The following is a 24,202-nucleotide window of genomic DNA, read 5'->3' as shown; positions in this document are numbered from 1 at the left end:
AGAAAGTGGTAAGTTTTTTATATTTTCGTAGAGAAGGGTTTCCGCATAATTACACTGAATTTATATAGGAGTATAAGGTGTTAGCTTAATTTACAATAAGGAGAGAAATGAATTGAATTTAGGAAATCCGATAGCTAAAGGGAATACAGCGGAAATCTATCTCTATGATAGTAAGGTTGTAAAATTATTTAAAGAATATCTTCCAGATACAGAGTCTATAAATGAAGCAAAAAAACAAAAATATGCTTATTCATGCGGACTATCAGTTCCAAACGTATTTGAAGTGACAAAGATACAAAATAGACAGGCAATTATTATGGAATACGTAAAAGGGGACAGTGTAGGTGATCTCCTGCTTAATAATCTAAATGAGGCAGAGTATTACATAAGTATTTGTGTTAATGAACAAAAAAAAGATTCATGCTATACGTGTGAATACGGATGAAATGGAAGCGATGGGGGAAAGGTTAGAGCGTCAAATTAAATCTGTACATAAATTGGATGAAAAACAAAAGGAAAGTATATTGAATAAGTTACATTCAATCAAATTTGATCCTAGATTATGCCATGGCGATTTCCATCCATTTAATCTAATCTTAAGTGAAAAGTAAGTATTATAGACTGGGTAGATGCTTGTTCAGGTGATACTCGTGCAGATGTGTTTCGTACATATTTATTATATGCGCAGGCTTATATAGAATTAGCGGAAATGTATTTACAAATATATTGCCACAATACCAATCTAACAAGAGAGGAGATCTTTCAATGGGCTCCTATTATAACTGCAGCTAGATTTTCTGAGAAGGTATCTCCGCAAAATGAAGTGGATTTAAACAAATTATTGAATCAGTATTTATAAGTAATACAACAAAAGTTGTCTAGTAGCTAATTAATAAATACTGTTGTTTAACTAAAGTTTCCTTGTAGTTAAACAACAGCGTTTTTAAACATTAATATAGGTATATTTAGTTTCAATCTTCATCCTATAAAGGTTCATTATCCGTACTTGTTCCTCAGTTAATTCTTCTTTATCCCAATACATATGCATTAAGCTGTATTCAAAAATCTCCTTTAATTTAATAAACATAGGCAACTTGTCTATCATCTCTTTAGGTAGTTCATTTTCCTCTTGATATCCGTCAAATATTGCTTTTGTAATAGAGTGCTCATAGTCAACGATATTCCCATTTCCAGCAAATGAATATTCTATCGCACTATAAATAGGAACTGCTAAATCAAATATGTAAAAATGTTTTTCACAGTCTTGAAAATCAATTATTGTTAAGTTTGAATTGTTTTCAACTAATATATTTTCTAACCATAAATCACCGTGAATTAAGCCGTAATTCGAAGTGGATTTTTGTAGCTTTTTTATAGAAGTTAAAACGTCAGATGCAATTTCTCTTATAGTAGTTTCTTCTTTAGGGATATACTTAAGAAAATTATACTCTTCATTTTCATACCAATCGTGTATATATTTAACTGGATTAGTCTGTTCAAAGCTTTTAGAAATACGATGTAATTTTCCAATTTGTTTCCCAAGCTTTTTAAATATATTAGAATTCCATTCGCACTTTGGTAAATGTATACCAGGTGCAGCTTTATATAATACAGCAAATAGCTCTTCGTCTAAGGTTAATTTCTCTACTAAATTCCCATTAAGAGAATGTATGATTGGAGGAACTGCTAAACTATTTTTATATAAAAAGTTCGTATATGTAACTTCTTCTAACTGTTCTTCATATGTTTTGTAGTTTGTAATTCTAATGAAGTATGTATCTAGTTCTGTAAGACATTGATACATTTCATTCGTTATAGGTTTAATGTTAATAAAATTTAATGGATATCGTTCATTTATGAATTGAAGTATTTCTTTTTCTAGCTCATTCATTGTAACGTCCTTTCCAAACTTTTATTTTTTACTAGAGAACTAAAAGATTCTTAATATACAACATTCGTGTTTTATGTTTGATTTCCTTTAAAATGAAGTAATGAACGGCTCCTGTTATAAAACACACGAAATATCAAAAGAAAGAAACGAACCTCTTTTATACTTATAAATAAGGAGTGAAGAAAATGAATGAACGTATACAGCAGATGATTGATTGGATAGAGAGCAATTTAAAAGAAGAATTTTCATTAAATGAATTATCGCGTTATACGGGTTATTCTCCGTATTACTGTTCTTTTAGATTTCACCAAGTAACAGGCATTAGTATTAGGCGCTATATTCTTTTAAGAAGACTGTATTTATCTACGGAGGATTTGAAAAATGATAGAAAGATAATAGATATTGCATTAGATTATGATTATTCTTCGCAAGAGGTTTATAGTAGAGCTTTCAAGACTGTTTTTGGAATGAATCCAAGAGAATACCAACGTAACAACATGCCTATTCAATCATTTGTTAAACTCAATATAAATAAAGAAGGGGAGTTCAAAATGAATATTTCTAGAAAATTAGAGGTTGAGCAGTTACGTAGCAATAATAATGAGTTGTTTGATAAAGATGTACTTAACATATTGAATGGTCAAATGATGTATGAAGAATTTAAAATGGAGAAGCTAATGGGTGAGTCTGATTATGCCCCATTTAACGAGGCCATGTGTGTAAATAGCACTACTGCACAAGTTTTTGATGAAGAGTTTATTAAAATAAGAGCAGAAGGTCATAACAGTTCAGTCGAAAATTATACAAAAAAAGTTATAGATCCGTTAGAAAATCTATTTGGGAAAAAGTATAAATGTATTGTTTTATGGTTCGGTGAAGATATGTTTTGCCAAATGAATCTACTTACTTTACTTTCATACCTTGAGCAGTCGTGTTTTGAAGGGAAAGTATACTTAAATAGTTTCAGGGAGGATGAATTTAAAGTAAATCAAATTGAACTTAAATTGGGTAATTATTCTACTACATACAATGAAGTATTAGTAAACCATAAAAAGACTTATCATAAGGTACCACCTGTAATGTATCAGGCTATAGACTTATATTTAGAAATGCTAAAAGAAGATAATATCGTAATGAAATTCATCTCTAAAAATCAAGCTTTCTCAAATCAAGAATTATTAATAAAGTTGTTTCAACTTTTTCCAACAATCGGATATGGTGATTCCCAGTACATAGAATTGATAAGTAAAATAAAGAAGAAAGCTGAACCTAAAATATAGGAACAGCTTCCTTCTTACAATTGTTCAAGTGATTCTAATTCGTCCTCTACAAATAACATTAGTTCTTTAATCGTTTCTCCAGAAAAATCAAAACGAGTTCCAGCCGCTTCATATATTTCCGGTAAAGATTTAGAGCTACCTAATGATAAAGCTTTTTTATAATTTTCTATTGCTTGTTTAGGATTTTCTTTATATTGTTTATACATTTGCAACGCCCCAAGTTGTGCGATAGCATATTCGATGTAATAGAATGGTAATTCAAATATGTGTAGTACAGGTAACCAGCCAGTTGCAATCCAATTTTCATACCCTTCAATATTTACGACGTTCGATTGGTATGTTTTATGTAATTCTAAATACTTTTCATTTCTTTCTTTAGCGGTATGATTAGGATTTTCATACATCCAATGCTGGAATTGATCAACGATAAGCATTGGGGGTAAATACTTAACAATACCTTTAAAGAAATCTAATTTTGCTTTTATAAATTCTTCTCTATTCTCATAAAATGTATCCCAATATTCCATCGAAAATAATTCCATCGTCATGCTAGCGAGTTCAGCTGATTCAGAAGGGATTTCTAAATATTTTTGTAGCTCTAACTGCTTCATACATTCATTATGAATACTATGACCCATTTCATGGAGGAAAATAGTAACATCATAATGTGTATGATTGAGATTCATGAAAATGAAAGATAGTTGTGAAGCAGGTAAGTATTCGCAAAATCCTCCAGGTCCTTTTCCTTTACGACTTTCTAAATCTAAGCAATTATTTTTATGCATACGGTCCAGTAATGCATAAAATTCCGGGTCTAGTTTGTGTAAAACATGAGAACTTTTTTTGACTAAATCATTCGCATTTTCAATAGGTTTTAATACTTTTTGATTTGGTGCAGTTGCTTTTATATCCCATGGACGAAGACTATCTACTTGAAGTTCAGATTTTTTCTCATTAAATATTTTATCGATAAGTGGTACTACGTATTTGCGAATAGATTCAGCAAGCTCATAGCAATCTTCAGGCGTATAATCAAATCGTTCATGTTTTTTAAACATATAATCACGATAATTATCTAATTGAATGTTTTTCGCCTTTTGGTGACGGATTGCAATTAATTCATTTAATATATGTTGTAATGTATCTTCAACAGATAAAAATGTTTCAGAAATGAGGGTTTTTGCTTTTTTTCGTATATGACGATCCGGATCTTGTAAGTAAGACTGTAGTTCAGTAATTGTTTTCTCTTCACCGTCCCATAGTGCAGTTAAACTACCTGTAATTTCGAAGTACTCTGTTACTAGTTTGTCTTCAGTTACCTCTAGATCAATGTTCTTTTCACAAAATAATGTTTGCGCATTCTTAATTTTTTTATCTAGTAAGCTATACGTTTTTGGATCAAGTTCCATTCGAAAAGGAGACTCTAAATATTTATTATCAAATGAATTTTGATAACGTTTCAAAAGAGGCCTTACAAATTGTTGATCATATTCAAAAGTATCTTTTATTTCTTTATTATCCGTATTACATTGAAAGGCGATATAGTGTGATCTTAATTGTTCTTCGATTTTCCAAATGACTGTAGATTGTTTTTTTAACCAGTTTACAAGCTCTAATTTTGAAGAAATCTCTTTATTTAATAAAGTAGAAAGAGTCTTTTCTAATTCTAGAACGTTACTAATATCAATTGTATTTAAGCGCTGCATGACATATCCCTCACTTTTTATTTATTCATGGAGATATTCTATTTATTAATTTTAATTTCCTTGTTAAATGGAGGAAATGTGAAATAATGTTAAAATTAAAAATTATAGAAGGTATTTATATATCAAAGTAAAAAGTTTATTGTAAATGAAAATGTATGGAGGGGTGCTACATGAGAAAGGGAAAGAAGGTACTTGTATTTTTAATTCCACTTGCTTTATTATGTGCCTTTGAGAATGAGATTGAAGATGCTAAAAGTGAAGATTCTATAGTGATGAATATTGCTACAGCGACAGTAAAGGAGGAGTCTTTTTTTAGTGCTGCTATAAGAGATGAAAAAGAACCAATATTAGATTTAGAGATTGCTGATAGCGAAGATAGTAACGAAATAAAAAAGGATATTAATAAAAGATTGGCGATACAAGGTGTAACCTCTTATAAAATTAATATAACTCCAAGAAATAGTGAAGTTGTAAGGGCAGAGAGTAGATGGAATCAAATTTTTGGACATATATTTGATGAAGTATTCAGAAAAAATGGATATGAAGGATTTGGTATTCAACAAATAAATTATAAAAGGAATCAACCTGTTACCATTGATATAAAAACTAAGATTAGCGATGATGAAGTAGGGGCGAAAGAACTTGGACAGAAAATAGAAAAAGAAGTTGAAGGTGTACTTAAAACAGAAGCAGTAAAGAAATGGATTGAAAATGATTCATATGCTATTGGGATTTACGATATAGATGATCGGAAAATTAACTAATGGAGGGGTAAATGCTATACGAATGAAAAATCGATATAATTAAATATAAAATTTTTTGAAGGAGGTGTAGGATGTATAAGTATTTACATATTTTAAACGACCTAGAAAATATGATTCAAAATGGAGAAATAAAAGAAGGAAAGAAATTACCGTCTATACGATCGCTTGTTACGCAATATGAATGCAATAAGGCAACAGTTATACGGGCACTACATGAATTAGAAAAGCGTCATATTATTTATTCCGTCCCTCAAAGTGGATATTACGTTGTTCGAAAGTCAGGGAGTTTTGTAGAAAATGACGGGATAATTGATTTTGCTTCCTCAGCACCAGATCCAGATATTTTTCCATATTTAGATTTTCAACATTGTATAAATAAAGCCATTGATACATATAAAAATGACTTGTTCGTATATGGGACGCCAAAAGGTTTACCGTCTTTAATTCCGGTCATTCAAAAACAATTAGCAAACTATCAAGTCTTCACTAAAGAAGAAAATATTTTCATAACGTCAGGTGTACAGCAGGCGCTAGCAATATTAACTTCTATACCATTTCCAAATGAAAATGAAACGATATTAATTGAACAACCAACATATCATCTATATGTTGAATATCTAGAAATAAACCAAATCCCTGTAATCGGTATTAAACGTACGAATGAAGGGATTGACTTAAATGAATTGGAACGTATTTTTCGAACAGGTAAAATAAAATTCTTTTATACAATACCAAGATATCATCATCCGCTTGGAACTTCTTATTCTAAAGATGAGAAAGAAAAAATCGTATTATTGGCTAAGAAATATAATGTATTTATAGTGGAAGATGATTACTTAGCAGATTTAGAAACGGATTCGAAAGCTGATCCGTTATATAGCTTGAATCATGATAATCATGTTATATATTTGAAAAGTTATTCGAAGATTATTTTTCCAGGTTTACGAGTTGGTGTAGCAGTTATTCCACTGATTATTGCGAATGCTTTTTATACATATAAAAAAATTTTAGATATTGATAGCCCAATGATATCTCAAGCTGCTTTAGAAATTTATATAAAGAGTGGCATGTTTGAACGCCATAAAAATAAAATTAAAACTTCCTATCACGATAGATCTAAAAAACTAACAGAAACACTAGAAAGAACTCATAGTGAAAACCCACTTTTATTCACATATAAAAAGTATAATACAATTGGAATTCATACTTGTTTAGAGTTACATAAAACGAGTATTTCAGAAATGTTTTTCCAAAGACTAAGTGAAAAACAAATAAATATTGATACAATTGATAAAAATTATGTGAGAGGTTTTCCGAAAGAAAGGCTATTAAAGTTAAACGTATCGAATGTAAAGGAAGATAGGATTGAAGAAGGAATTCGTAAAATAATAGAGGAAATCAAACAATTGGAACATATAACCTTCCAATTTAAAAAAGAAAAAAATGAATAAGTAGTTTTGTTGTGAGACGCAAAATAATTCTCTTGTTTGTGTGTATTGCTATAATAATTGAGGGTATTGTTGTAACTAAATATTATAATAAGGATGATAATTATAATCCTTCAAAGATACATGGCTAGATTTATTAGAAGATAATTCCTAAAGCCAATGCTTAATTAAGGTTATGGCGGGTGTAAACCAATTAGAACGTGATCTGATCCGTAGGTGGAAACATAAAGGGATTGAACTGAATAAGAAAGAAGGAAAATTTAAAGGTTGGTTAAAGAAATATCATAAAAATCATGCAGGAATGAATTATGCAGTAAAGCTTTATGAAGAGGTAGATATGAATGTAAATCAAATTTGTGAAATTACAAATGTGTCTAGGGCTTCATTATTTAGAAAGCTATCGGAAAGGAACAGTTGATGAGTTATACTAAAAATCAGAAATATATAATAAGGGATAAATTCCATAGAGAGGTGGAATTACATGCCTAAAATTGATAATATGTTAGCGATTCTATGGATGCTTCGCTCAGGTAAAAAAATTACTGCAAAACAAATTTCAGAAAAGTTAGAGATGAATATAAGGACTGTGTATCGTTATATTGATACAATTTCAACAAGTGGTGTACCTATAATTTCAGAACCAGGACATAACGGTGGATACACGTTATTAAACAATTTTATTGAGGCCCCTCTTTTTTTGATTTTGAAGAGCAAACTTCACTATTTCACGCTGCTGTTTTTGCAGAAGAAGCCGGATATTATGGAGGTGAAGCATTAAATAGAGCCATTTCAAAACTAAGTAAATACTCAAATCAAGAGCAGGAAGCAATGATAAACCGACATTTAAGTAGTCTAGAAGTAATAAGTCGATTTAGTTCATCCTCTATGGAACATTTTTTGAAGGAGTTGGAGCAGGCCGTAACTGATGGGTATTCAGTAAAAATTCTTTATTATAAAAGTGGGAAAAAGCAATTAAATTATAGATTGGTCGATCCGTACAGAATTATCTATTGGAATAATAAGTGGTATGTGATTGGATTTTGTCATCTTAGGAATGATATCCGTAGTTTTAGGGTAGATCGAATTGAAAATTTAATGCTAACCGAAAATAAGTTTAACCGGCCAGAAAATTTTTCAGCACGTGACTTTTTTATAAAAAATCTTCTTCCAACTATAAAAGATAAGGAAGGGATTATTTCTTTGGTTATTAGTGGGGATAAAAGTGTATTGGCTGATATTTGCCAACATTGGTTTTTAGGACATTATTTACAAGTGCGGACTTCAAATCAAGCAGTTTTTCTTCTTGAAAAAGATATGATACATACATATGTACCTTATTTACTTTTACCGTACAATAAATCTATTAAAGTTATTGAGCCAATAAGTCTTAAGAAAAGACTTATTGAAGTTCTGTCGGAATTAATAAAGTTTCATGAAGTATGATAACTTCCCTGACGTTAACTGTCAGGGAAGTTATATTATAATATCCATATCAATTGTGATTGGAGTGATATGGGATGCAAACAAAAAAAGTTTTTCTATATGTATTTAATACAATGTCGGACTGGGAATATGGATATTTAATTACCGAACTAAATTCAGGAAGATATTTTAAAAAAGATTTAGTACCTTTAAAAGTAATTACAGTAGGAGCTAATAAAGAAATGATTACTACTATGGGGGGACTGAGCATAAAACCAGATATTTCCCTTGATGAATGTACTTTTGAGAGTAAAGATCTTTTAATTTTACCAGGAGGGACTACTTGGAGTGAAGAGATTCATCAACCTATCTTGGAAAGAGTTGGCCAAGCTTTAAAGTTTGGTACTATTGTTGCTGCAATTTGTGGTGCAACTGAGGCCCTTGCAAATAGGGGATACTTAGATACTAGAAAGCATACAACTAATAATTTAGAATACACTAAAATGGTATGTCCTAACTATAAAGGAGAAAAGTTCTATGAGTTGGGATCTGCGGTATCTGATGCGAATTTAGTTACTGCAACAGGAATAGCTCCTCTGGAATTTGCGATGGAAGTACTGAAAAAATTAGATGTATTTGCACCAGATACATTACATTCATGGTATAACCTAAATAAAACTCACAAACCTGAATACTTCTTCCAGTTAATGAATTCAATAAATTACTGAACTAAAAAATCAACTAAGCAGATTTATATTTGTTTAAAAAATAACCATGCTCTAGACAATGTCAAAGCATGGTTATTGAATATAACTTAAAAATGGTTATAAAGTAATGAAAATTCCTTAACGTTGTATATTCGTATTTTCCTGACGTTACCTCATGCCCATCAACCTAAGAAAAGCAAATACCCCAAAACGAGAAAATTGACATCTCCAGATGAAAATGTACAATTTTTTTGTTTTGGGGATGCTTCAAAATATTAGCTTGGTAGCAATGTGTCTCTACCCATATAAGTTCGTGAGCTACGGTACTATGACCATATCATACAGCTAGTTGAGTGTTTAAATGTTTTTGGTCAGAGCTTTTGTCTTGATATTATATGAACTCACTTTATTACTCCATAATTTTTAGGTAGTGAACGATTTTAGATTACCTAAAATCATCATGATATCCTAAATAATATTTAAAAAGCTAAGCCCATACATCGCAGCAACTGTAAAAATGACTGTCCATACTGCTAGACTGACCGTCATCCAACTTATGACATGTGTCCGGTTAGATCCAAATGTTAAAGCTAATACGGCTGCAATATCAGTTCCTACGAGAATTGGAGCTAGAAGAGCCAAACCGGGAATACCATATCGTTCCCATATTTTTCTTGATCGGGTTTCTTTTTTAGAAGGTGTTGTTATACCTTTTTTTAGTTTTCTTGCTGTTTGCCATTTTGCATACTGTTTAAAGAAAAAACCGAGTAATAGAACCAAGATAAGATTTCCTGCAAATGCTGTTACTCCTACTGCAAATGGTTGTAACCCCCATGCGATACCAAGTGGTACAACGATTGATACATCCATCCATGGGGCAAAAGCTAAAAGAAATAACACTACATATTGCCATAATGCACCCGCATTTTGAGCCCACTCCACCATATTGTTTCATCCCCTTTGTTAAATACGATTTAAAATAAGAATAGTAGTTAACCAATAGACAATGTATTGACCTGCACCTAGTAAACCAATGCACAATAACGGAACAAAATTATGTTGAGAAAAGAGGAAGCAAATCCCTGCCGTTACTGGAAGCGCAATGCTATAGTAAATATACACATTTCGGCAAGCCTTATAGGTTACCCACTGCTGTCCTTCATCTATTTCACGAAATTCAGATGGTATAAAACCAAATAACCTAATCTTATCATGAGGGTTCTTTCGGTTATAAATCCTTGTGAGAATGAGCCATAAAAAAGTAACCGTCACTAAAATCCCGAAACATAACTTAGCTAAAATGACTTGTGTATTCATAAGAGAAAACAGTAAAAATGCAATAATCAACACAAATATACTGGCCCCTATAAGTGGAGACCTTAAAACCTGTTTTATCATAATCGTTCCTCTCCCTTTAAATAAAAAACTTCTTCTACGGTAACTTGAAATACAGCAGCTATTTTTAACGCCATAGTGACAGATGGAGAATAATCACCTTTTTCTATTAATCCAATTGTCTGCCTTGTGACCCCAATTGCATCAGCCAAGTCTTGCTGAGTCCATCTAAATCGTGCTCGTAATTCTCTAACTCTGTTTTCTAGCATCATAATTTCCCTTTCCTCATTTACAATTACTGTAATTGTAAATGATTACTAACAAAATGTAAACAATCATTTGCATTATGTCATGAATAATTGCAAATTCGACATAAATTACCCTGAAGCTAAAAAGGGAGCCCACCCCATCGCTATCAAGCTAACAAAACAAAATACCCCATAAAATGAAAAAATACGCTATGCTTTATGTAGAATCATAGGAAAGGATGGTGTTTTTTTATGGACCTCTCACTTTCTGAAGAATTACATCAATTCTCACAGGAATTACAATGCTTTCTATCTCCAGTAGTCCTACAAGACATCGCCAGACAAGTTGGCTTTGTACAGCGATCTAGTAAATATCAAGCTAACGAACTCATTGCCCTTTGCGTATGGCTCAGTCAGGAAATCGCTAGCACATCACTTACACAATTGTGCAGTCGGTTAGAAGCTTCCACTGGGGTACTAATGAGCCCAGAAGGATTGAATCAACGTTTTAATCCAGCAGCTGTCGCATTTCTTCGAGAAGTCTTTACTTCTCTTCTCACACAAAAACTCTGTTCCAATCAATCGCTTTCTGCACACATGATGTCTATTTTTAATCGTATTCGTATTTTAGATGCAACGGTGTTTCAGTTACCAGATACCTTCGCCACTGACTATCAAGGGTCAGGCGGAAGTAGTAATACTGCGGGGGTGAAGATTCAACTTGAATACGATTTACTCAGTGGTCAATTTTTAAACGTACAGCTTGGGCCAGGAAAGAACAATGATAAAACATACGGCACTATTTGTCTTGAAACCGTTGAAAAAGGAGACCTATGTTTGCGTGATCTCGGTTACTTCGATTTAAGTGATTTACAAGCGATTCACGATAAAAAAGCTTACTATATCTCGAGGTTGAAGCTGAATACACGCATTTATATCAAGAATCCTGAGCCAGAATACTTCAACAATGGTACGTTAAAAAAGCAAACAGAATATACCCAACTTGATATGATACAAATAATGTCTAGTCTACCCCCTGGTGAAACGATGGAAATCCCCGAGGTATATATTGGCCAAAATAAGAAGCTTCCAGCACGTGTCATGATCCATCGTTTAACCGGTGACCAAACACAAACGCGTTTGAAAAATCAAGCAATACGTGAGAAAAAAAAGGGGATTATCATGAAGGATAAAAGTAAGCGTTTGATGAGCATGAATGTCTATATTACGAACACATCGCCAGAAGAAGTACCGTCTAACTATGTGCATTCCTTGTATTCACTGCGTTGGCAAATAGAGATTTTGTTTAAAACATGGAAGTCGTTCTTTGAAATTGATGAGTGTAAGGGCATCAATTTCAAAGAACGTCTTGAATGCCATTTGTATGGCCAACTCATTGGCATTCTCATCTGTTCCTCTACGATGTTTCAAATGCGACAGTTTCTACTCAGAAAGCAGAAGCAAGAACTAAGTGAATACAAAGCAATTTATATGATTAAGGATTACTTTCCGTTACTGTTCCAAGCAATGGCAGTTGACACCGATGAACTCTCGGCGATTCTGCATCGTCTCTATCAATCGCTTAAAAAGAATGGTCGTAAATGTCATCGGTACAAAAAAATGACCGTCTTCGATATTCTTGGTGTTGTCTATGAAATGACGGTGAATAAAAGACAAGTTGCCTAACGGAAAAATCACATTTTCATAGGTTTATTTGGCATGTTTATTTTTCCAAAACTCATTAGTCACAGTACGAAAATCAAGGTGTAGCTAGGGGTTCTCACCGTTAACTTGATGGGCATGTGACGTTACCTCTATAAAAGGAAATATGATAACAATCATATACCGGAAGTGATAGAACTGAGTTATAAAAAGTAGAAGAAAAGTGTTACGTTAATACTTTTTAGAGCACTCAATTATTGAGTGCTCTTTTTGTTTAGGACATAATTGTTTTAAATGGAAATGAACTACCAATAGATGATATCCTTAAAGTATAGCATTTATTTTGAATGGGAGGGTGATGGAGTCTATGGGGGTACGTATAGTCGATGATTTACAGCAATTATCGTTATTACTAATGTTTTTAAGTACATTTATATTTTACAGATATTTAAAAAAGGTAAGACGAGAGAGAAAATTGACTGGTTTTGAATGGACAATGTATTTTGTCACTCAATTTGCGACATTAATTTGGGCATTCACTTATTTTATTAAACACTTAGCTGAATCGTAATTTCTATTCATTTCAATTAATTTACTGTTATCTATTAGGAATATAAATATAGTCCGTATCTAAATCAATGACAACATCGCTCATGACGTCTTCTCGTAGTAACTTTGGGATTTTTTCATAGTGATATCGTACACAAAATAAGCTTAGAAGATCTTCGTTAGATAACTCTTCATTTTTCACATTTATATACAGGACGCATTTAATGTTTTAAGGAATTAAGTCAAGGAATAATTACTCCTTTAAAAGTATTTGTCTCATATGAATAATGAACAAAACAAACAGATACTTGTCACATAGCCTACATATGTTTCGACACTAATATGATAACAGAGCGCGGAGTAACATGTACGGGGATTTTTTATAGGTACAACGGGTTGTGTAAAGTGAGAAGGACTGTTGCGCTTTCATTATGTACAAATAGTATATTATCTTTCTCAATGTACATATTAAGTAAAGTATTTAATATCATGTACATAAAAGGCGGGGTAATATGGATGAAAATAAGAAAAATGAAGAATTGATTAAATTTAAGAAACAATGGTTTAATGAAGATAATCAACCAGTAGCTGGTATAGAGTTAGCTTTACCGCCTGATATAGGCAGCATGTTAGACTCCAAATCAGTTGATGATAAAAGTGGAGAAAGTAATAATGAATAAGTTTAATCTATACGCATCCATTTGGGTGCCTTTGTTTTTTTAACAATAGAAGATAGTTCATCAAATCCTTATTGAAAAAAGTTTAATTAAATTTCATTTAGAATGCTATATGAAATGGGAATGCTAATAACATTTACCATTAAAGGATTGGGCTATTATGCATATTATTTTTGAAAGCATCATTTTAATTCTCACTGGGATTCTTGCATTAAAAATGACAGGTAGTAAATCTGTTAGCCAAATGACAAGAGCTGAAATCATTATAGTAGTATCAATTGCGCGTATTATTGTAGAGCCTGTATTAAGTAGGAAAGTAGTCCCATCTATATTTGCAGCTGTAATATTTGCAAGCGTACTTCTTATCATTCATTTCTTTGAACTGAAATCAAGGAAGGCGGAACAATTCCTAAATGGCAGTAGCTTTGTAATTGTTGAAAACGGAGAGATTATTAAAGCGAACTTGATGAAGGCAAAAATGTCTGAACAACAACTTTATATGCAATTAAGAGAAAAAGGAATACATGATTTAAAGATTTTGCAGCAAGTTACAGCTGAGCCGAATGGGCGTATTGGTTATCAATTAATAGAGAAAGCTCAACCGATAACTTTAGAAATGTTAGAAAAAATATTAAATCAGTACAATACAAAAAGATAATTTCTCTTGAGAAAAGCTAATACCACAACGAAAGTATTGGCTTTTTTATTTTTCTACAAAAACATATGGGTTGATAAAAAGAGTGAGTTTTACACCAATCTTTAAAATAGATATAGGCTTATTAATATGCTATATTCAATGGACCTATAGTAACTGTGGTGAAAAAAGCAGCGTTAAAATGAATAGGTCTTTCATGTGATATTAAATATGAGATGAAAATAAGGAGATAGAAACATAATGGAATTTTGGGAATCAAGTTTTATCGAGAAACAAACGATGTGGGGATTTGAATCTACAGAATCAGCAATTTTGGCAAAAGATTTTTTTCTAGAAAAGAACGTTAAGGACATATTAGTTCCGGGTATTGGATATGGCAGAAACGCAAAGGTGTTTATCGATAATGATATAAATGTAACAGGGATTGAAATTTCAAAAACAGCTATTGATTTAGCGAAACAAAACGGATTAGAAGATATTAGTATATATCACGGTTCGGTAAACGAAATGCCTTTTGATAATAAATCTTATGATGGGATATTTAGTCATGCTCTTCTTCATTTGTTAAATGAGCAGGAAAGAGTGAAATTTATTAAAGATTGTTATAATCAGTTAAAACCAGGCGGATATATGGTTTTTACAACTGTTTCTAAAAAAGCTCCAATGTACGGAAAAGGAAAACAGCTGGAGCAAGACTATTATGAGATAATGGAAGGCGTAAAAATGTTCTTCTATGATTCTGAATCTATAAAAAAAGATTTTAATCAAAATGGATTAGTACAAATTTCGGAAATTGATGAACCAAATAAGAACATGGCAAATAAACCTTCAATCAATTTTTTAATGATAAAATGTAAGAAAGAACTATAACTAAAAGTTATTAAGAATTATTAAAGATGTTTATATATTGATTATGCACAAATAAAAAGGACAAGCATATAATAGAAGTACCTATTAACTTTAAGTAACCTTAACTTTCTTTAATAGGATATCTCAAAATCCCCAAAAGGGCACTTGCGGAAACAAGTGCTCTTTTATTTTTTGTTTCATAAATATTTAAAGTTACAAATTCCTTACGAAAAAATGACCCTGGGAGAAAGGGTCACATCTTTATTATACGATTATTTCTGAACGACAAACGTTATAGTATTTGTTTTTAATTGTATATTTCTGTTATTTCGAACTATGTCATAAGCTAATTCTTTTATTTCAACTTTAATTTCTTTCCATTCCTTATAAATGTTTTTTAATAGATATATCATATCTTCAGTAGGAAGGTTAATTTCAATTAAAGCATCTAATTCTTCATTCATATGTAAGTCAATTTCTTGTATGTTTGAGTTAATAATTAAACAATTGATACCACCAATCTTTGTACCTTTTTTCATAGAATGGAGCACGTTTTTTAAATCTTCTTCTGATTGAACATGCTCTAAACTTGATACTGCAATGATATAATCATAAGTATCAGGTTGGATGTAGTAGTTTTCAATTGCTGCTTGTTCTGTTTTAATATTATTAATTACACCATATTCTTTACTATAAGTTTGTAATTTTGTTAAAGCAGAATCAAGTAAGTCCACACATGTAACAGTACCACTAGCATTTTGTATCTTTTGCGCAATGGGAATGCTATTCCTTCCAACGCCAGAGCCGAGATCAAGTACTTGCAAGCTGTTTTGTCCTTCAAAGTGATCCATCAAGTCCATAACTGTTTTAACCGGTTTGTACAGCCAAGAACCAGTTTCAAATAGTTTATATTGTTCATAGCAAAGGTCGTGATATTTCTTTTCTTCTTGTCTTATGTAATCGAGTCGATTCATATTGTTTCAGCTCCAATATTTTTATTACAAAATGAATAAGTGGGGCAGCCTTTAACATTTGTTTGAATTCGAAAAATGCCACCAGCATGTGGATATTGCTTTAATTCGTCATCCGTCATTCTTGTTCTGGCTGTTGTAACATATAGGTCGGTTAAATTAGGCCCTCCAAATGTACAAGATGTTACATATAGCGCTGGAATCGGGATACTTAATATTTGTTCACCAGTTGAAGGGTTCCATCTAGTAATCTTTGAACCTCCCCAATGAGCAATCCATAAGCAACCTTCCTCGTCAATTGTCATACCATCAGGTAGACCGTCATTTTCGGGGAAAATAATTACATCACTTGGATTACGAATTACTCCAGAGCATATATCATAATGAAAACGAATTACTTTTTTAGTAGGCGTATCAATATAGTAAAGGTATGTATGGTCAGGTGACCAAGCTATGCCATTTGATGTATTTACATGTGAAACTTTTTTCTCTACCTTTAAATTATTATTTAAACAATACAAGGAGCCAGTAGCATTAATACCGTATGTATCTGTAGTACCTGCCCAAAAACGTCCTGCTGGATCACATTTTCCATCGTTAAAACGATTTTCAAATAAATGTGGTTCAGGGTCAAAAATATGTGTTAGTTTTTCTGTTTTTACATTAATAGAATAAAAGCCGTTTTCCATAGCTAGGAGTAGTACGTCATCTAAATATGGAACAACACAGCCAATTTGTTGATTGAGGGGGATTACTCGGTTTGTATTAGTAATAGGATTAAATATGCATAATTGTTTCTCCATGATATCAACCCAGTATAAAAGTTGCTTTTTTTCATTCCAACATGGTCCTTCAGCTAAACTTGCTTTCGCATCTAAAACTAATTCTATATTACTGATCAAGAGGTTCACCACGCTTTATAAGATATTTATATAATTCGATAAGAATGAAGGTAAACCTTTTAGTAAGAGGATATTAAGATTTTACTGTAGAAAACGGACTATCTGAAGCGATTAAAAAAATGTATAAACATGGAGAGGAAAATGCATATGATGTTTTATGAAATTGTTTGTTTTTCTTGCAAAAATATATTCCGTGTTTACGAGGGAAGTGAAAAATATAAGCGATTTAAAGAGAAACCAAAAGGGGTATATTGTTGTGATGAGTGTAGTCACAAAATTCAATTAGAAGCGATAAAACATTTTTTTAGATAGTTATTTCATTCGGAAAAGTTTGACAATAAAAGTATTATAAATTATCATATGAAAAAAACTAATATATAAAATAGTATGGAAGAGAAGAGTAGTTAAGAAAAGGATACGTACAGAGAGCTCTGGTAGCTGAGAAAGAGCGGTATACATCTTGACGAAAAAAGACTTGGAGCTGCGCAAGGAACTAATTTGTTTAGGGATGGTGCGACGGGTTCTCCCGTTATAGAGATAGGGTATAAGCATATTTTGCCGTACCTGAAGAGGTTAATATGGCGACGTATTAACAAACTGAGGTGGTACCGCGAAGTTAACAACTCTCGTCCTCAAGATGAATAATCTTGGGGGTGGGAGTTTTTTTATTGCGTAAAACTGAAAGTGTGAAAACAAAAAATCAATTGAGGTGAGTGTATTATGCATTGGGCATATGAAGTAGCACATGAATTAATAAGGAAACACCCAAACAAAGAAACCTTTGTTTGCGCATCTGGAATCAGTCCATCTGGATCTGTTCATATTGGAAACTTTCGCGAAATAATAACGACTTATTTCGTTGTAAGAGCACTTCAAGATTTAGGAAAAAAGACTCGTTTTATATTTTCATGGGATGATTATGATAGGTTTAGAAAAGTCCCTAAAAATCTTGATCCATCTTTTGCAAAATATATTGGTATGCCATACTGTGATATTCCAGATCCATATGGTTGTCATAACTCCTATGCAGAGCATTTTGAAAAAGAGTTTGAGAAATCGCTTCAAGTATTTGGGATTGAAGTGGAATTCATATATCAACATGCTGAATATAGAAGTGGAAGATATAACAAAAACATATTGGAGGCTTTATATAAAAGGAAAGAAATATATGATATTTTAATGAGTTTTAAAACAGGAGAATGTAGTGAAGAAGAGCGAGAGGGCTTTTATCCGGTTACATTATATTGTGAGAAATGCGGGAAAGATGCAACAACGATTACACATTTTGATGAAGTATTAAAAACAGTACGATATAAATGTGAATGCGGAAATCAAACTGAATTATCGGTATTAAATACAAATAAAATGAAACTGAATTGGAAAGTCGATTGGCCGATGAGATGGATGATAGAGGATGTTATTTTTGAACCGGGCGGAAGAGATCATTCATCAGAAACAGGTAGTTATAATGTATCAAAGGAAATTGCAATGAAAATATTCAATCGTGAAGCTCCACATTATGTTGCTTATGATTTCATCGGAATTAAAGGGAATCATGAAAAAATGTCAAGTTCTTCAGGGAATAGCATGACACCTAGTGATTTGTTAAAAGTGTATTTACCAGAAGTGATTCTGTTTATGTTTGCTAAATATAGATCAAACGCAGCTTTTCATATTGGTCTTGATGAAGATGTAATTCGCAATTATACAGAATATGAACGATTGAAAGATAGTTATGAGAATAAAACGCTCAAAAATGAAGATTTATTTGATGCAATTAAACTTTCTAGAGTTGATAGCAGAATTAAAGAATATCCGAAATTTAATCAAGTAGCAGGAACGTTACCGCTATTAAATTTTGATTCATCTATTTTACAAGGTATATTAGAAAAAACAGATAGAAGTTATGCATTAGATTCTATGATAGCGATATGTAACCGAGCAGAGTATTGGATAAGAAACTTTCAATCTGAAAAATTAATTGCGGTAAATCAAGAGAGAAATACAGAGTTTTACAACACATTAGATGAGAGGCAGAAAGAATGGTTAGTAGAAGTTTGCAACATACTTCGTTTTAACAAAGATGACTCTAACTTAATGGAGCAATTGTATTCGATTTGTCATGATGAAAATAAAAAAATAATGAAAGAAAATCAAAAACAATTATTTATTATTATATATAAGCTCATTATGAATCAGTCCAGTGGCCCTCGAATACCGTTATTAATACATGTAGTAGGCATCGAAAAGTTTATCACATTATTAGATTTCTAAAAAATAAAGGGAACGCAAGTACTCAGCTAAGTACTTGCGTTTCACATTTTACTACCGTGAATACATTTTCGGACATTCATCACCATTAGGTTCATAAAAACAATGGCTTTTAAACTGTCCTACAAACGGCTGGTTATACCATTCAGGTGGACAAGCACCAACTGGACGGAAATACCAAAGAGCCCATCTTGCTGGCCAGCGCCACTCACCTTGTAAAACTTTTCTTGCGATGTCTTTTTCTGATTCACGTGCGCGTTGATAAAAATATCCGTATTGCACTGCTTCAAATCCACCAGGACTTTGATATACTGCATCACGTACAGTTCGAAGTTGTTTAAAATCTAAGCAATCACAAAATACACGATTTACTACTACGCAACCAACAAGTTGTTCACCCTGTCGACCTTCTCCTTCAGCTTCAGCACGAATTAAACGAGCTAGTAAATCAACATCGCTTTCGTTATATGGAATAAGGGGCATAGTGCTACCACCTTTCTTTACCTGTTATAGTAAAGAGTGTATGTATGAAAATAAGCTAGGTGCTTCTTCACGTGTAAATATCCTCAAATATGAAGAGGAGCTTGTATGAAAAAAGCTAATTAGTAATTGTAGACCAATATAAAAGGGGAGAGATAGAATGTATCGCATTCATAAAGAGCATATCATTTACGCAATGTCACCAGATAATAAGCCATGTATGGAAGTAGAAATAGGGAGTCGTCTTGTATTTGAAACATATGATTGCTTTGAAAATCAAATTGAATCTGAAGATGTTGCGTTCCAAGAATTAGACTGGAATCGTATTAATCCAGCGACCGGACCTGTATATATTAAAGGTGCGGAACCTGGTGATATTTTAGTCGTAAAGATTGAAAAAATTAAAATTGCTAAGCAAGGTGTTTTAACTACAGGGGTGAATCTTGGTGTAATGGGGGAAGAGCTAAACGAAAACACAGTGAAAATTGTCCCAATACATAATGAACATGTTTTGTTTACAAATGAACTACAAATCCCGGTTAATCCAATGATCGGTGTAATTGGTACTGCGCCGAAAGAAGAGAGCATTTCATGTGGCACACCGCATGATCACGGCGGGAATATGGATTGTAAAGAGATAAAAGAAGGGACAACGTTATTATTACCTGTAAATGTTCCTGGTGCTCTATTAGCATTAGGCGATTTACACGCAGCGATGGGTGATGGTGAAATTGGTGTTAGTGGAGTAGAAGTTGCTGGTGAGGTGACGGTAACTGTTCAGATTATAAAAGGAAAGAAATGGCCACTACCAATGGCTATCCAAAGAGAAAAAGTAATGACGATTGCTTCAGAAAAATTGCTAGATGATGCAGCGAATCGCGCTGTACGTAATATGGTGACATTTTTACATGAAGAATTAGAAATGTCTAAAGCTGATGCAACGCTTTTATTATCCGCTACCGGGGATTTAAAAGTATGCCAAGTTGTGGATCCGCTGAAGACTGCTCGGATGGAACTAGGTATGAATTATGTGGAGAAGTTAGGTTTTGAATTTAGTAAATTTCATATTAAATAAGAAATAATAGAAAAAGGATGCTGTTGTTTAAAAGTATCCTTTTTAATTTACGGATTATAAAAAAAAAGGTAGTATTTATTTTATATAATTGAATATAAGATTGTGGATCGAAAAAGGAGTAAACACATGGTTAAAATTATGATTGTAGAAGACGATATGAAAATTGCAGAATTATTATCAACACATGTTGCGAAATACGGGTATGAAGGAATTATTGTATCGGATTTTCAAAATGTATTAAATATTTTTTTAGAAGAACAACCAGAGTTAGTTTTATTAGATATTAATCTACCGAGTTTTGATGGGTACTATTGGTGTCGTCAAATTCGCGGAGTTTCTACATGTCCGATATTATTTATTTCAGCCCGTGAAGGTACAATGGATCAAGTTATGGCGTTAGAAAACGGTGGCGATGATTTCATTTCAAAGCCATTCCATTACGAAGTTGTAATGGCTAAAATTCGAAGTCATTTAAGGCGTGCTTACGGAGATTATGCACCGAAAATAGAAGAACGGATGGTTGAACAACATGGTCTTTGTTTATATCCGGAAAGGCTTGTATTGAAGCTTAAGAATCAAGAAATTGATGTAACGAGAAATGAAGCTATTTTATTAGAAATGTTAATGAAAAATTATCCGCGTGTTGTGGGTAGGGAAGTGTTGTTAAATAAATTATGGGATAGCGAATCTTATGTTGATGATAATACATTGAGTGTAAATACAACGCGTGTGCGAAAAAAGTTAAAAACGTTACATATTGAGGATGCGATTGAAACGATTCGTAGTGTTGGATATAGATTGCATATTACTTGGGATACAGGTATGGAAAAATGATAAAGCTGTTTATACGTGATCATATACCTCTTATTTGTTTTACAGCAATCCAACTACTATCCATATTTCTCGTATATTGGTTTGATGGACATAAGCATATCGCGACGGCATTGTATGCAATGTTTTTAGGTGCCTTTTTTATGGTAGGCTATTTAGTATTTCGTTACTTTACTCATCGTACTTTCTATGAACGATTAGCAAACCCGATGCAATCTTTAGATGAATCTGTTCAAAAATCTGATTTTGCAGCTGTGTCGACTGCTCTTCAAGAACTACTTGAGATGCAATATCGCCATTATCAAAATCAGCTTCAGATGCAAGAGAGAAAAAATAATGATCATTTAACCTTTATGAATCAGTGGATTCATCAAATGAAAACACCTTTATCTGTAATAGAATTAATTACACAGGATGAAGTGGATCCACGTTTTGAAAGTATAAATGAGGAAACAGATAGGCTGAAAAAGGGGTTAGAGATGGCACTGTATGTCGCACGTTTAGAAGCATTTACACAAGATTTTTATGTGGAAAGAGTACAATTACATAAAATAGTGAATGATTCCGTGCATGAACATAAACGCTTCTTTATCCGGAACTTTGTATATCCTGAGCTTAAAATTGATAAGGACATTACAGTAGAAAGTGATGCGAAATGGTTACAATTTTTAATTGGACAAATACTATCGAATGCGATTAAATATTCAGCTGGTAGTCGAGAGAAGATTAAAGTGAAAGCTTGTAAGGAAGATAATAACGTTATACTTGAAATTACCGATAATGGCGTAGGGATACCGAAGCAAGATATACCTAGAGTATTTAAACCTTTCTTTACAGGGGAAAACGGTAGAGATTTTAAAGAATCAACTGGAATGGGGCTATATCTTGTATATGAAATTACGAAACAATTAGGACATAGTGTAGAAATCCATTCAGAAGTTGGTAAAGGTACCGTTGTACGAATTATATTTTTTAATGTGTAAATAAGTGATCTGGGCTAAAAAACTTTGGAGATAAGTTTTTTAGCTTTATTTTATATGAAATAGTAAAAGGTTATCTTAGTATGTATAATGACACGCTAATAAATATAATTTTTAAATTAGAAGGGTTTAATAACAAGCTGATAAATAGTTTTTGTAAGAAAAAAGCCACCTCTTTGAAAGAGATAGCTTCATGCATCCATCCTATGAATAAGTGTATCAACATTAATAAGTATAACGTTTGAATTCGTGATATGTATTGTGGATTATAATAGAATTAGTCTTTTGTTTTTTTCATGATATTAAGCAAACAAACTTAATAATTTATATCCAATTATTCCTAAAATAGTGATAGGAATCATCATTAAGAAAGAAGAAATTCGATTAGCATTAGAGCGTTCTAATACAAGAATCAAGATAATCCCGACTATGACTTCGGTATATCCAACAGGTAACATGTGACTATAGTCTTCAAAATTCAAAAGAATGTGAAGTCCATCCGTTACAAAAACTCCGCTAATAAGCGCGCTTCCGAATTTATGAAGTGGATTTGTACTATCTTTCCATAGAAAACCTGCAATTCCAAAGATAGTTCCTCCTATACATGCACATACAATCCATACCGATATAAAATAAATAGAGTGAGCTACATTTTTAATAACTATTGCATAACCATAGTAGCCTAATACCATGCCGAGTAGTGCAAGGATGCCAGAAAGTATAGCTGTACGTTTAGAATAACTAAAGCTAGCCACGAAAAAGGATGGAACTAACCAAACGCTTCCTAGGTTAGCTAATGAATTCCAATTTCCTGGAAGTATACCTTGCCCCAATTTAGTTAGTATACCCACAATTATCCCTACTATAATCGGGACGAGGAAAATCCTTAAAAACATATTTAACTTTGTTATTTTTAATGTCCTGTCCATAAATTCAATCCTTACATTATTATTTTCTTTAAAGATATAATAGCTTATTATAAGGGAATAATCAATAAAAATTTATCGAAAAACAATAAGCGGTTATTGAGTAACGAATAACATTTTGTTTTTATATAAAATTTATCCCGCTTTAATGGGCAGTAAGACCCCCGCCTCAAAATTCAGCGAAAGCAAAGAAATTAGGTGGGGGATCAACTGCTCATAAAAGTCCGATTGGTTCAACTAATAATCAGTGGGGATGAAGAAAACCCCCACTGATTAAAGTTTCACTTTATATAAGAGAGTGTGCTTAGAAGTTTATTACTGGGGAAATCTAAAGGACGTATTACAATCAATGTAATTTGTGCTTGTTCAACATGAAGTTAAGGAATGATAAATAAGCCTAAAAGAAAGCAATCTTTTTAGCAGCACAAATAATTGCATTTACTCATACAGTACTAGTATGGTACAATATGGTTATTAATGACGGAAAGGAATGATGGGTGGACGATGATTAACTAATCTTATTTTTAAATGTTGAAATTCAATATATTTCAATTTCTAAAAAATAGGATTAGT

The 24,202-nt window shown here is 32.3% G+C and carries 23 protein-coding genes, 4 pseudogenes and 1 other annotated feature; of the genes and pseudogenes, 18 read left to right on the top strand and 9 right to left on the bottom strand.

The annotated features are described in order from the left end of the window. The first annotated feature begins 112 nt into the window (after nt 1-112). A pseudogene (locus Q9B79_RS06015) lies at nt 113-859 on the top strand (aminoglycoside phosphotransferase family protein). Nucleotides 860-943: 84 nt separating this feature from the next. Here the strand turns inward: Q9B79_RS06015 and Q9B79_RS06010 are convergent. Then, nucleotides 944-1,891: a phosphotransferase enzyme family protein gene (locus Q9B79_RS06010; protein ID WP_306183011.1), complete on the bottom strand. Its 948-nt coding sequence runs from the start codon at nt 1,889-1,891 to the stop codon at nt 944-946. A gap of 185 nt (nt 1,892-2,076) precedes the next feature. On the opposite strand from Q9B79_RS06010, the gene Q9B79_RS06005 reads away from it, so the two are divergent. Beyond that, complete coding sequence (locus Q9B79_RS06005; protein WP_306183010.1) at nt 2,077-3,171, top strand: helix-turn-helix domain-containing protein; 1,095 nt, start codon at nt 2,077-2,079, stop codon at nt 3,169-3,171. Between the two features lie 14 nt (nt 3,172-3,185). Here the strand turns inward: Q9B79_RS06005 and Q9B79_RS06000 are convergent, their stop codons facing one another. Then, nucleotides 3,186-4,877 carry a M3 family oligoendopeptidase gene (locus Q9B79_RS06000; protein WP_306183009.1) on the bottom strand — a complete coding sequence of 564 codons (1,692 nt, stop codon included), beginning with the start codon at nt 4,875-4,877 and terminating at the stop codon, nt 3,186-3,188. Between the two features lie 170 nt (nt 4,878-5,047). Between Q9B79_RS06000 and Q9B79_RS05995 the strand changes: the two genes are divergently transcribed. The 6 genes and pseudogenes from Q9B79_RS05995 to Q9B79_RS05970 all read left to right on the top strand — a co-directional run bounded on the left by Q9B79_RS05995 (nt 5,048) and on the right by Q9B79_RS05970 (nt 9,239). Further along, entirely contained in the window at nt 5,048-5,641 is a 594-nt protein-coding gene (locus Q9B79_RS05995; protein ID WP_306183008.1) for a DUF4030 domain-containing protein, read from the top strand. Nucleotides 5,642-5,712: 71 nt separating this feature from the next. Then, nucleotides 5,713-7,092: an aminotransferase-like domain-containing protein gene (locus tag Q9B79_RS05990; protein WP_306183007.1), complete on the top strand. Its 1,380-nt coding sequence runs from the start codon at nt 5,713-5,715 to the stop codon at nt 7,090-7,092. 11 nt (nt 7,093-7,103) lie between these two features. Then, nucleotides 7,104-7,190: pseudogene (locus Q9B79_RS05985) on the top strand (carboxypeptidase regulatory-like domain-containing protein); the annotation flags it as partial. Between the two features lie 8 nt (nt 7,191-7,198). Then, nucleotides 7,199-7,507: pseudogene (locus Q9B79_RS05980) on the top strand (helix-turn-helix domain-containing protein); the annotation flags it as partial. 63 nt (nt 7,508-7,570) lie between these two features. Then, nucleotides 7,571-8,532, top strand: a pseudogene (locus Q9B79_RS05975) (helix-turn-helix transcriptional regulator). 74 nt (nt 8,533-8,606) lie between these two features. Further along, nucleotides 8,607-9,239 carry a type 1 glutamine amidotransferase family protein gene (locus tag Q9B79_RS05970; protein ID WP_306183006.1) on the top strand — a complete coding sequence of 211 codons (633 nt, stop codon included), beginning with the start codon at nt 8,607-8,609 and terminating at the stop codon, nt 9,237-9,239. A 447-nt stretch (nt 9,240-9,686) separates the two neighbouring features. Here the strand turns inward: Q9B79_RS05970 and Q9B79_RS05965 are convergent, their stop codons facing one another. The 3 genes from Q9B79_RS05965 to Q9B79_RS05955 are packed head-to-tail and all read right to left on the bottom strand — an operon-like array spanning nt 9,687 to nt 10,825. Then, the gene (locus Q9B79_RS05965) at nt 9,687-10,163 is read right to left on the bottom strand and encodes a small multi-drug export protein (RefSeq protein WP_078206864.1); all 477 of its coding nucleotides are present in this window, start codon (nt 10,161-10,163) and stop codon (nt 9,687-9,689) included. 18 nt (nt 10,164-10,181) lie between these two features. Continuing rightward, nucleotides 10,182-10,616 carry a hypothetical protein gene (locus Q9B79_RS05960; protein WP_002150719.1) on the bottom strand — a complete coding sequence of 145 codons (435 nt, stop codon included), beginning with the start codon at nt 10,614-10,616 and terminating at the stop codon, nt 10,182-10,184. Continuing rightward, nucleotides 10,613-10,825 (bottom strand): helix-turn-helix transcriptional regulator, encoded by a 213-nt coding sequence (locus Q9B79_RS05955; protein WP_000979036.1) that lies wholly within the window; start codon nt 10,823-10,825, stop codon nt 10,613-10,615. The genes Q9B79_RS05960 and Q9B79_RS05955 overlap by 4 nt, the downstream gene beginning before the upstream one ends. Nucleotides 10,826-11,053: 228 nt before the next feature. On the opposite strand from Q9B79_RS05955, the gene Q9B79_RS05950 reads away from it, so the two are divergent. The 5 genes from Q9B79_RS05950 (at nt 11,054) to Q9B79_RS05930 (ending at nt 15,214) form a co-directional block, all read left to right on the top strand. After that, entirely contained in the window at nt 11,054-12,487 is a 1,434-nt protein-coding gene (locus Q9B79_RS05950) for an IS4 family transposase (RefSeq protein WP_306183005.1), read from the top strand. Nucleotides 12,488-12,830: 343 nt separating this feature from the next. Further along, complete coding sequence (locus Q9B79_RS05945) at nt 12,831-13,034, top strand: hypothetical protein (RefSeq protein ID WP_087956578.1); 204 nt, start codon at nt 12,831-12,833, stop codon at nt 13,032-13,034. A gap of 490 nt (nt 13,035-13,524) precedes the next feature. Beyond that, nucleotides 13,525-13,692, top strand: a complete 168-nt coding sequence (locus tag Q9B79_RS05940) for a hypothetical protein (RefSeq protein WP_048547055.1) — start codon at nt 13,525-13,527, stop codon at nt 13,690-13,692. A gap of 157 nt (nt 13,693-13,849) precedes the next feature. After that, nucleotides 13,850-14,347 (top strand): DUF421 domain-containing protein, encoded by a 498-nt coding sequence (locus tag Q9B79_RS05935; RefSeq protein ID WP_306183004.1) that lies wholly within the window; start codon nt 13,850-13,852, stop codon nt 14,345-14,347. A gap of 237 nt (nt 14,348-14,584) precedes the next feature. Then, a complete protein-coding gene (locus Q9B79_RS05930) occupies nt 14,585-15,214 on the top strand; it encodes a class I SAM-dependent methyltransferase (protein ID WP_306183003.1) in 630 nt (209 codons plus the stop codon). A gap of 251 nt (nt 15,215-15,465) precedes the next feature. Here the strand turns inward: Q9B79_RS05930 and Q9B79_RS05925 are convergent, their stop codons facing one another. Both Q9B79_RS05925 and Q9B79_RS05920 read right to left on the bottom strand, forming a co-directional pair. Further along, nucleotides 15,466-16,167: a class I SAM-dependent methyltransferase gene (locus Q9B79_RS05925; protein ID WP_306183002.1), complete on the bottom strand. Its 702-nt coding sequence runs from the start codon at nt 16,165-16,167 to the stop codon at nt 15,466-15,468. After that, on the bottom strand, nt 16,164-17,066 hold the full coding sequence (locus tag Q9B79_RS05920) for an SMP-30/gluconolactonase/LRE family protein (RefSeq protein ID WP_306183001.1): 903 nt from the start codon (nt 17,064-17,066) through the stop codon (nt 16,164-16,166). Before Q9B79_RS05920 ends, Q9B79_RS05925 begins: the two co-directional genes overlap by 4 nt. 141 nt (nt 17,067-17,207) lie before the next feature. Here Q9B79_RS05920 and Q9B79_RS05915 point away from each other — a divergent pair, with 141 nt between their 5' ends. Next, nucleotides 17,208-17,378: a DUF2197 domain-containing protein gene (locus Q9B79_RS05915; RefSeq protein ID WP_033694550.1), complete on the top strand. Its 171-nt coding sequence runs from the start codon at nt 17,208-17,210 to the stop codon at nt 17,376-17,378. Between the two features lie 67 nt (nt 17,379-17,445). Further along, nucleotides 17,446-17,703 (top strand) — a binding site (T-box leader). Between the two features lie 83 nt (nt 17,704-17,786). Continuing rightward, the gene (gene lysS, locus Q9B79_RS05910; RefSeq protein WP_306183000.1) at nt 17,787-19,340 is read left to right on the top strand and encodes a lysine--tRNA ligase; all 1,554 of its coding nucleotides are present in this window, start codon (nt 17,787-17,789) and stop codon (nt 19,338-19,340) included. A gap of 51 nt (nt 19,341-19,391) precedes the next feature. On the opposite strand, the gene Q9B79_RS05905 is transcribed toward lysS, so the two are convergent. Next, complete coding sequence (locus Q9B79_RS05905; protein WP_306182999.1) at nt 19,392-19,820, bottom strand: cell wall hydrolase; 429 nt, start codon at nt 19,818-19,820, stop codon at nt 19,392-19,394. 157 nt (nt 19,821-19,977) lie between these two features. Here Q9B79_RS05905 and Q9B79_RS05900 point away from each other — a divergent pair, with 157 nt between their 5' ends. From Q9B79_RS05900 to Q9B79_RS05890, 3 genes are all read left to right on the top strand, one after another. Further along, nucleotides 19,978-20,892, top strand: coding sequence for an acetamidase/formamidase family protein (locus Q9B79_RS05900; protein WP_306182998.1), 915 nt, complete (start codon nt 19,978-19,980; stop codon nt 20,890-20,892). Between the two features lie 126 nt (nt 20,893-21,018). Beyond that, entirely contained in the window at nt 21,019-21,726 is a 708-nt protein-coding gene (locus Q9B79_RS05895) for a response regulator transcription factor (RefSeq protein WP_147808204.1), read from the top strand. Beyond that, complete coding sequence (locus Q9B79_RS05890; protein WP_306182997.1) at nt 21,723-22,706, top strand: sensor histidine kinase; 984 nt, start codon at nt 21,723-21,725, stop codon at nt 22,704-22,706. The genes Q9B79_RS05895 and Q9B79_RS05890 overlap by 4 nt, the downstream gene beginning before the upstream one ends. 299 nt (nt 22,707-23,005) lie before the next feature. Here Q9B79_RS05890 and Q9B79_RS05885 read toward each other — a convergent pair whose 3' ends face one another. Next, nucleotides 23,006-23,632, bottom strand: a complete 627-nt coding sequence (locus tag Q9B79_RS05885) for a DUF6518 family protein (RefSeq protein WP_306182996.1) — start codon at nt 23,630-23,632, stop codon at nt 23,006-23,008. Between the last annotated feature and the right edge of the window lie 570 nt (nt 23,633-24,202).

Source organism: Bacillus sp. MHSD_36 (genome assembly GCF_030757775.1).
In the GTDB taxonomy this organism is placed as follows: Bacteria; Bacillota; Bacilli; order Bacillales; family Bacillaceae_G; genus Bacillus_A.
The sequence above is the reverse complement of the archived record's forward strand: the minus strand, read 5'-3'. Positions and strand labels throughout refer to the sequence as shown.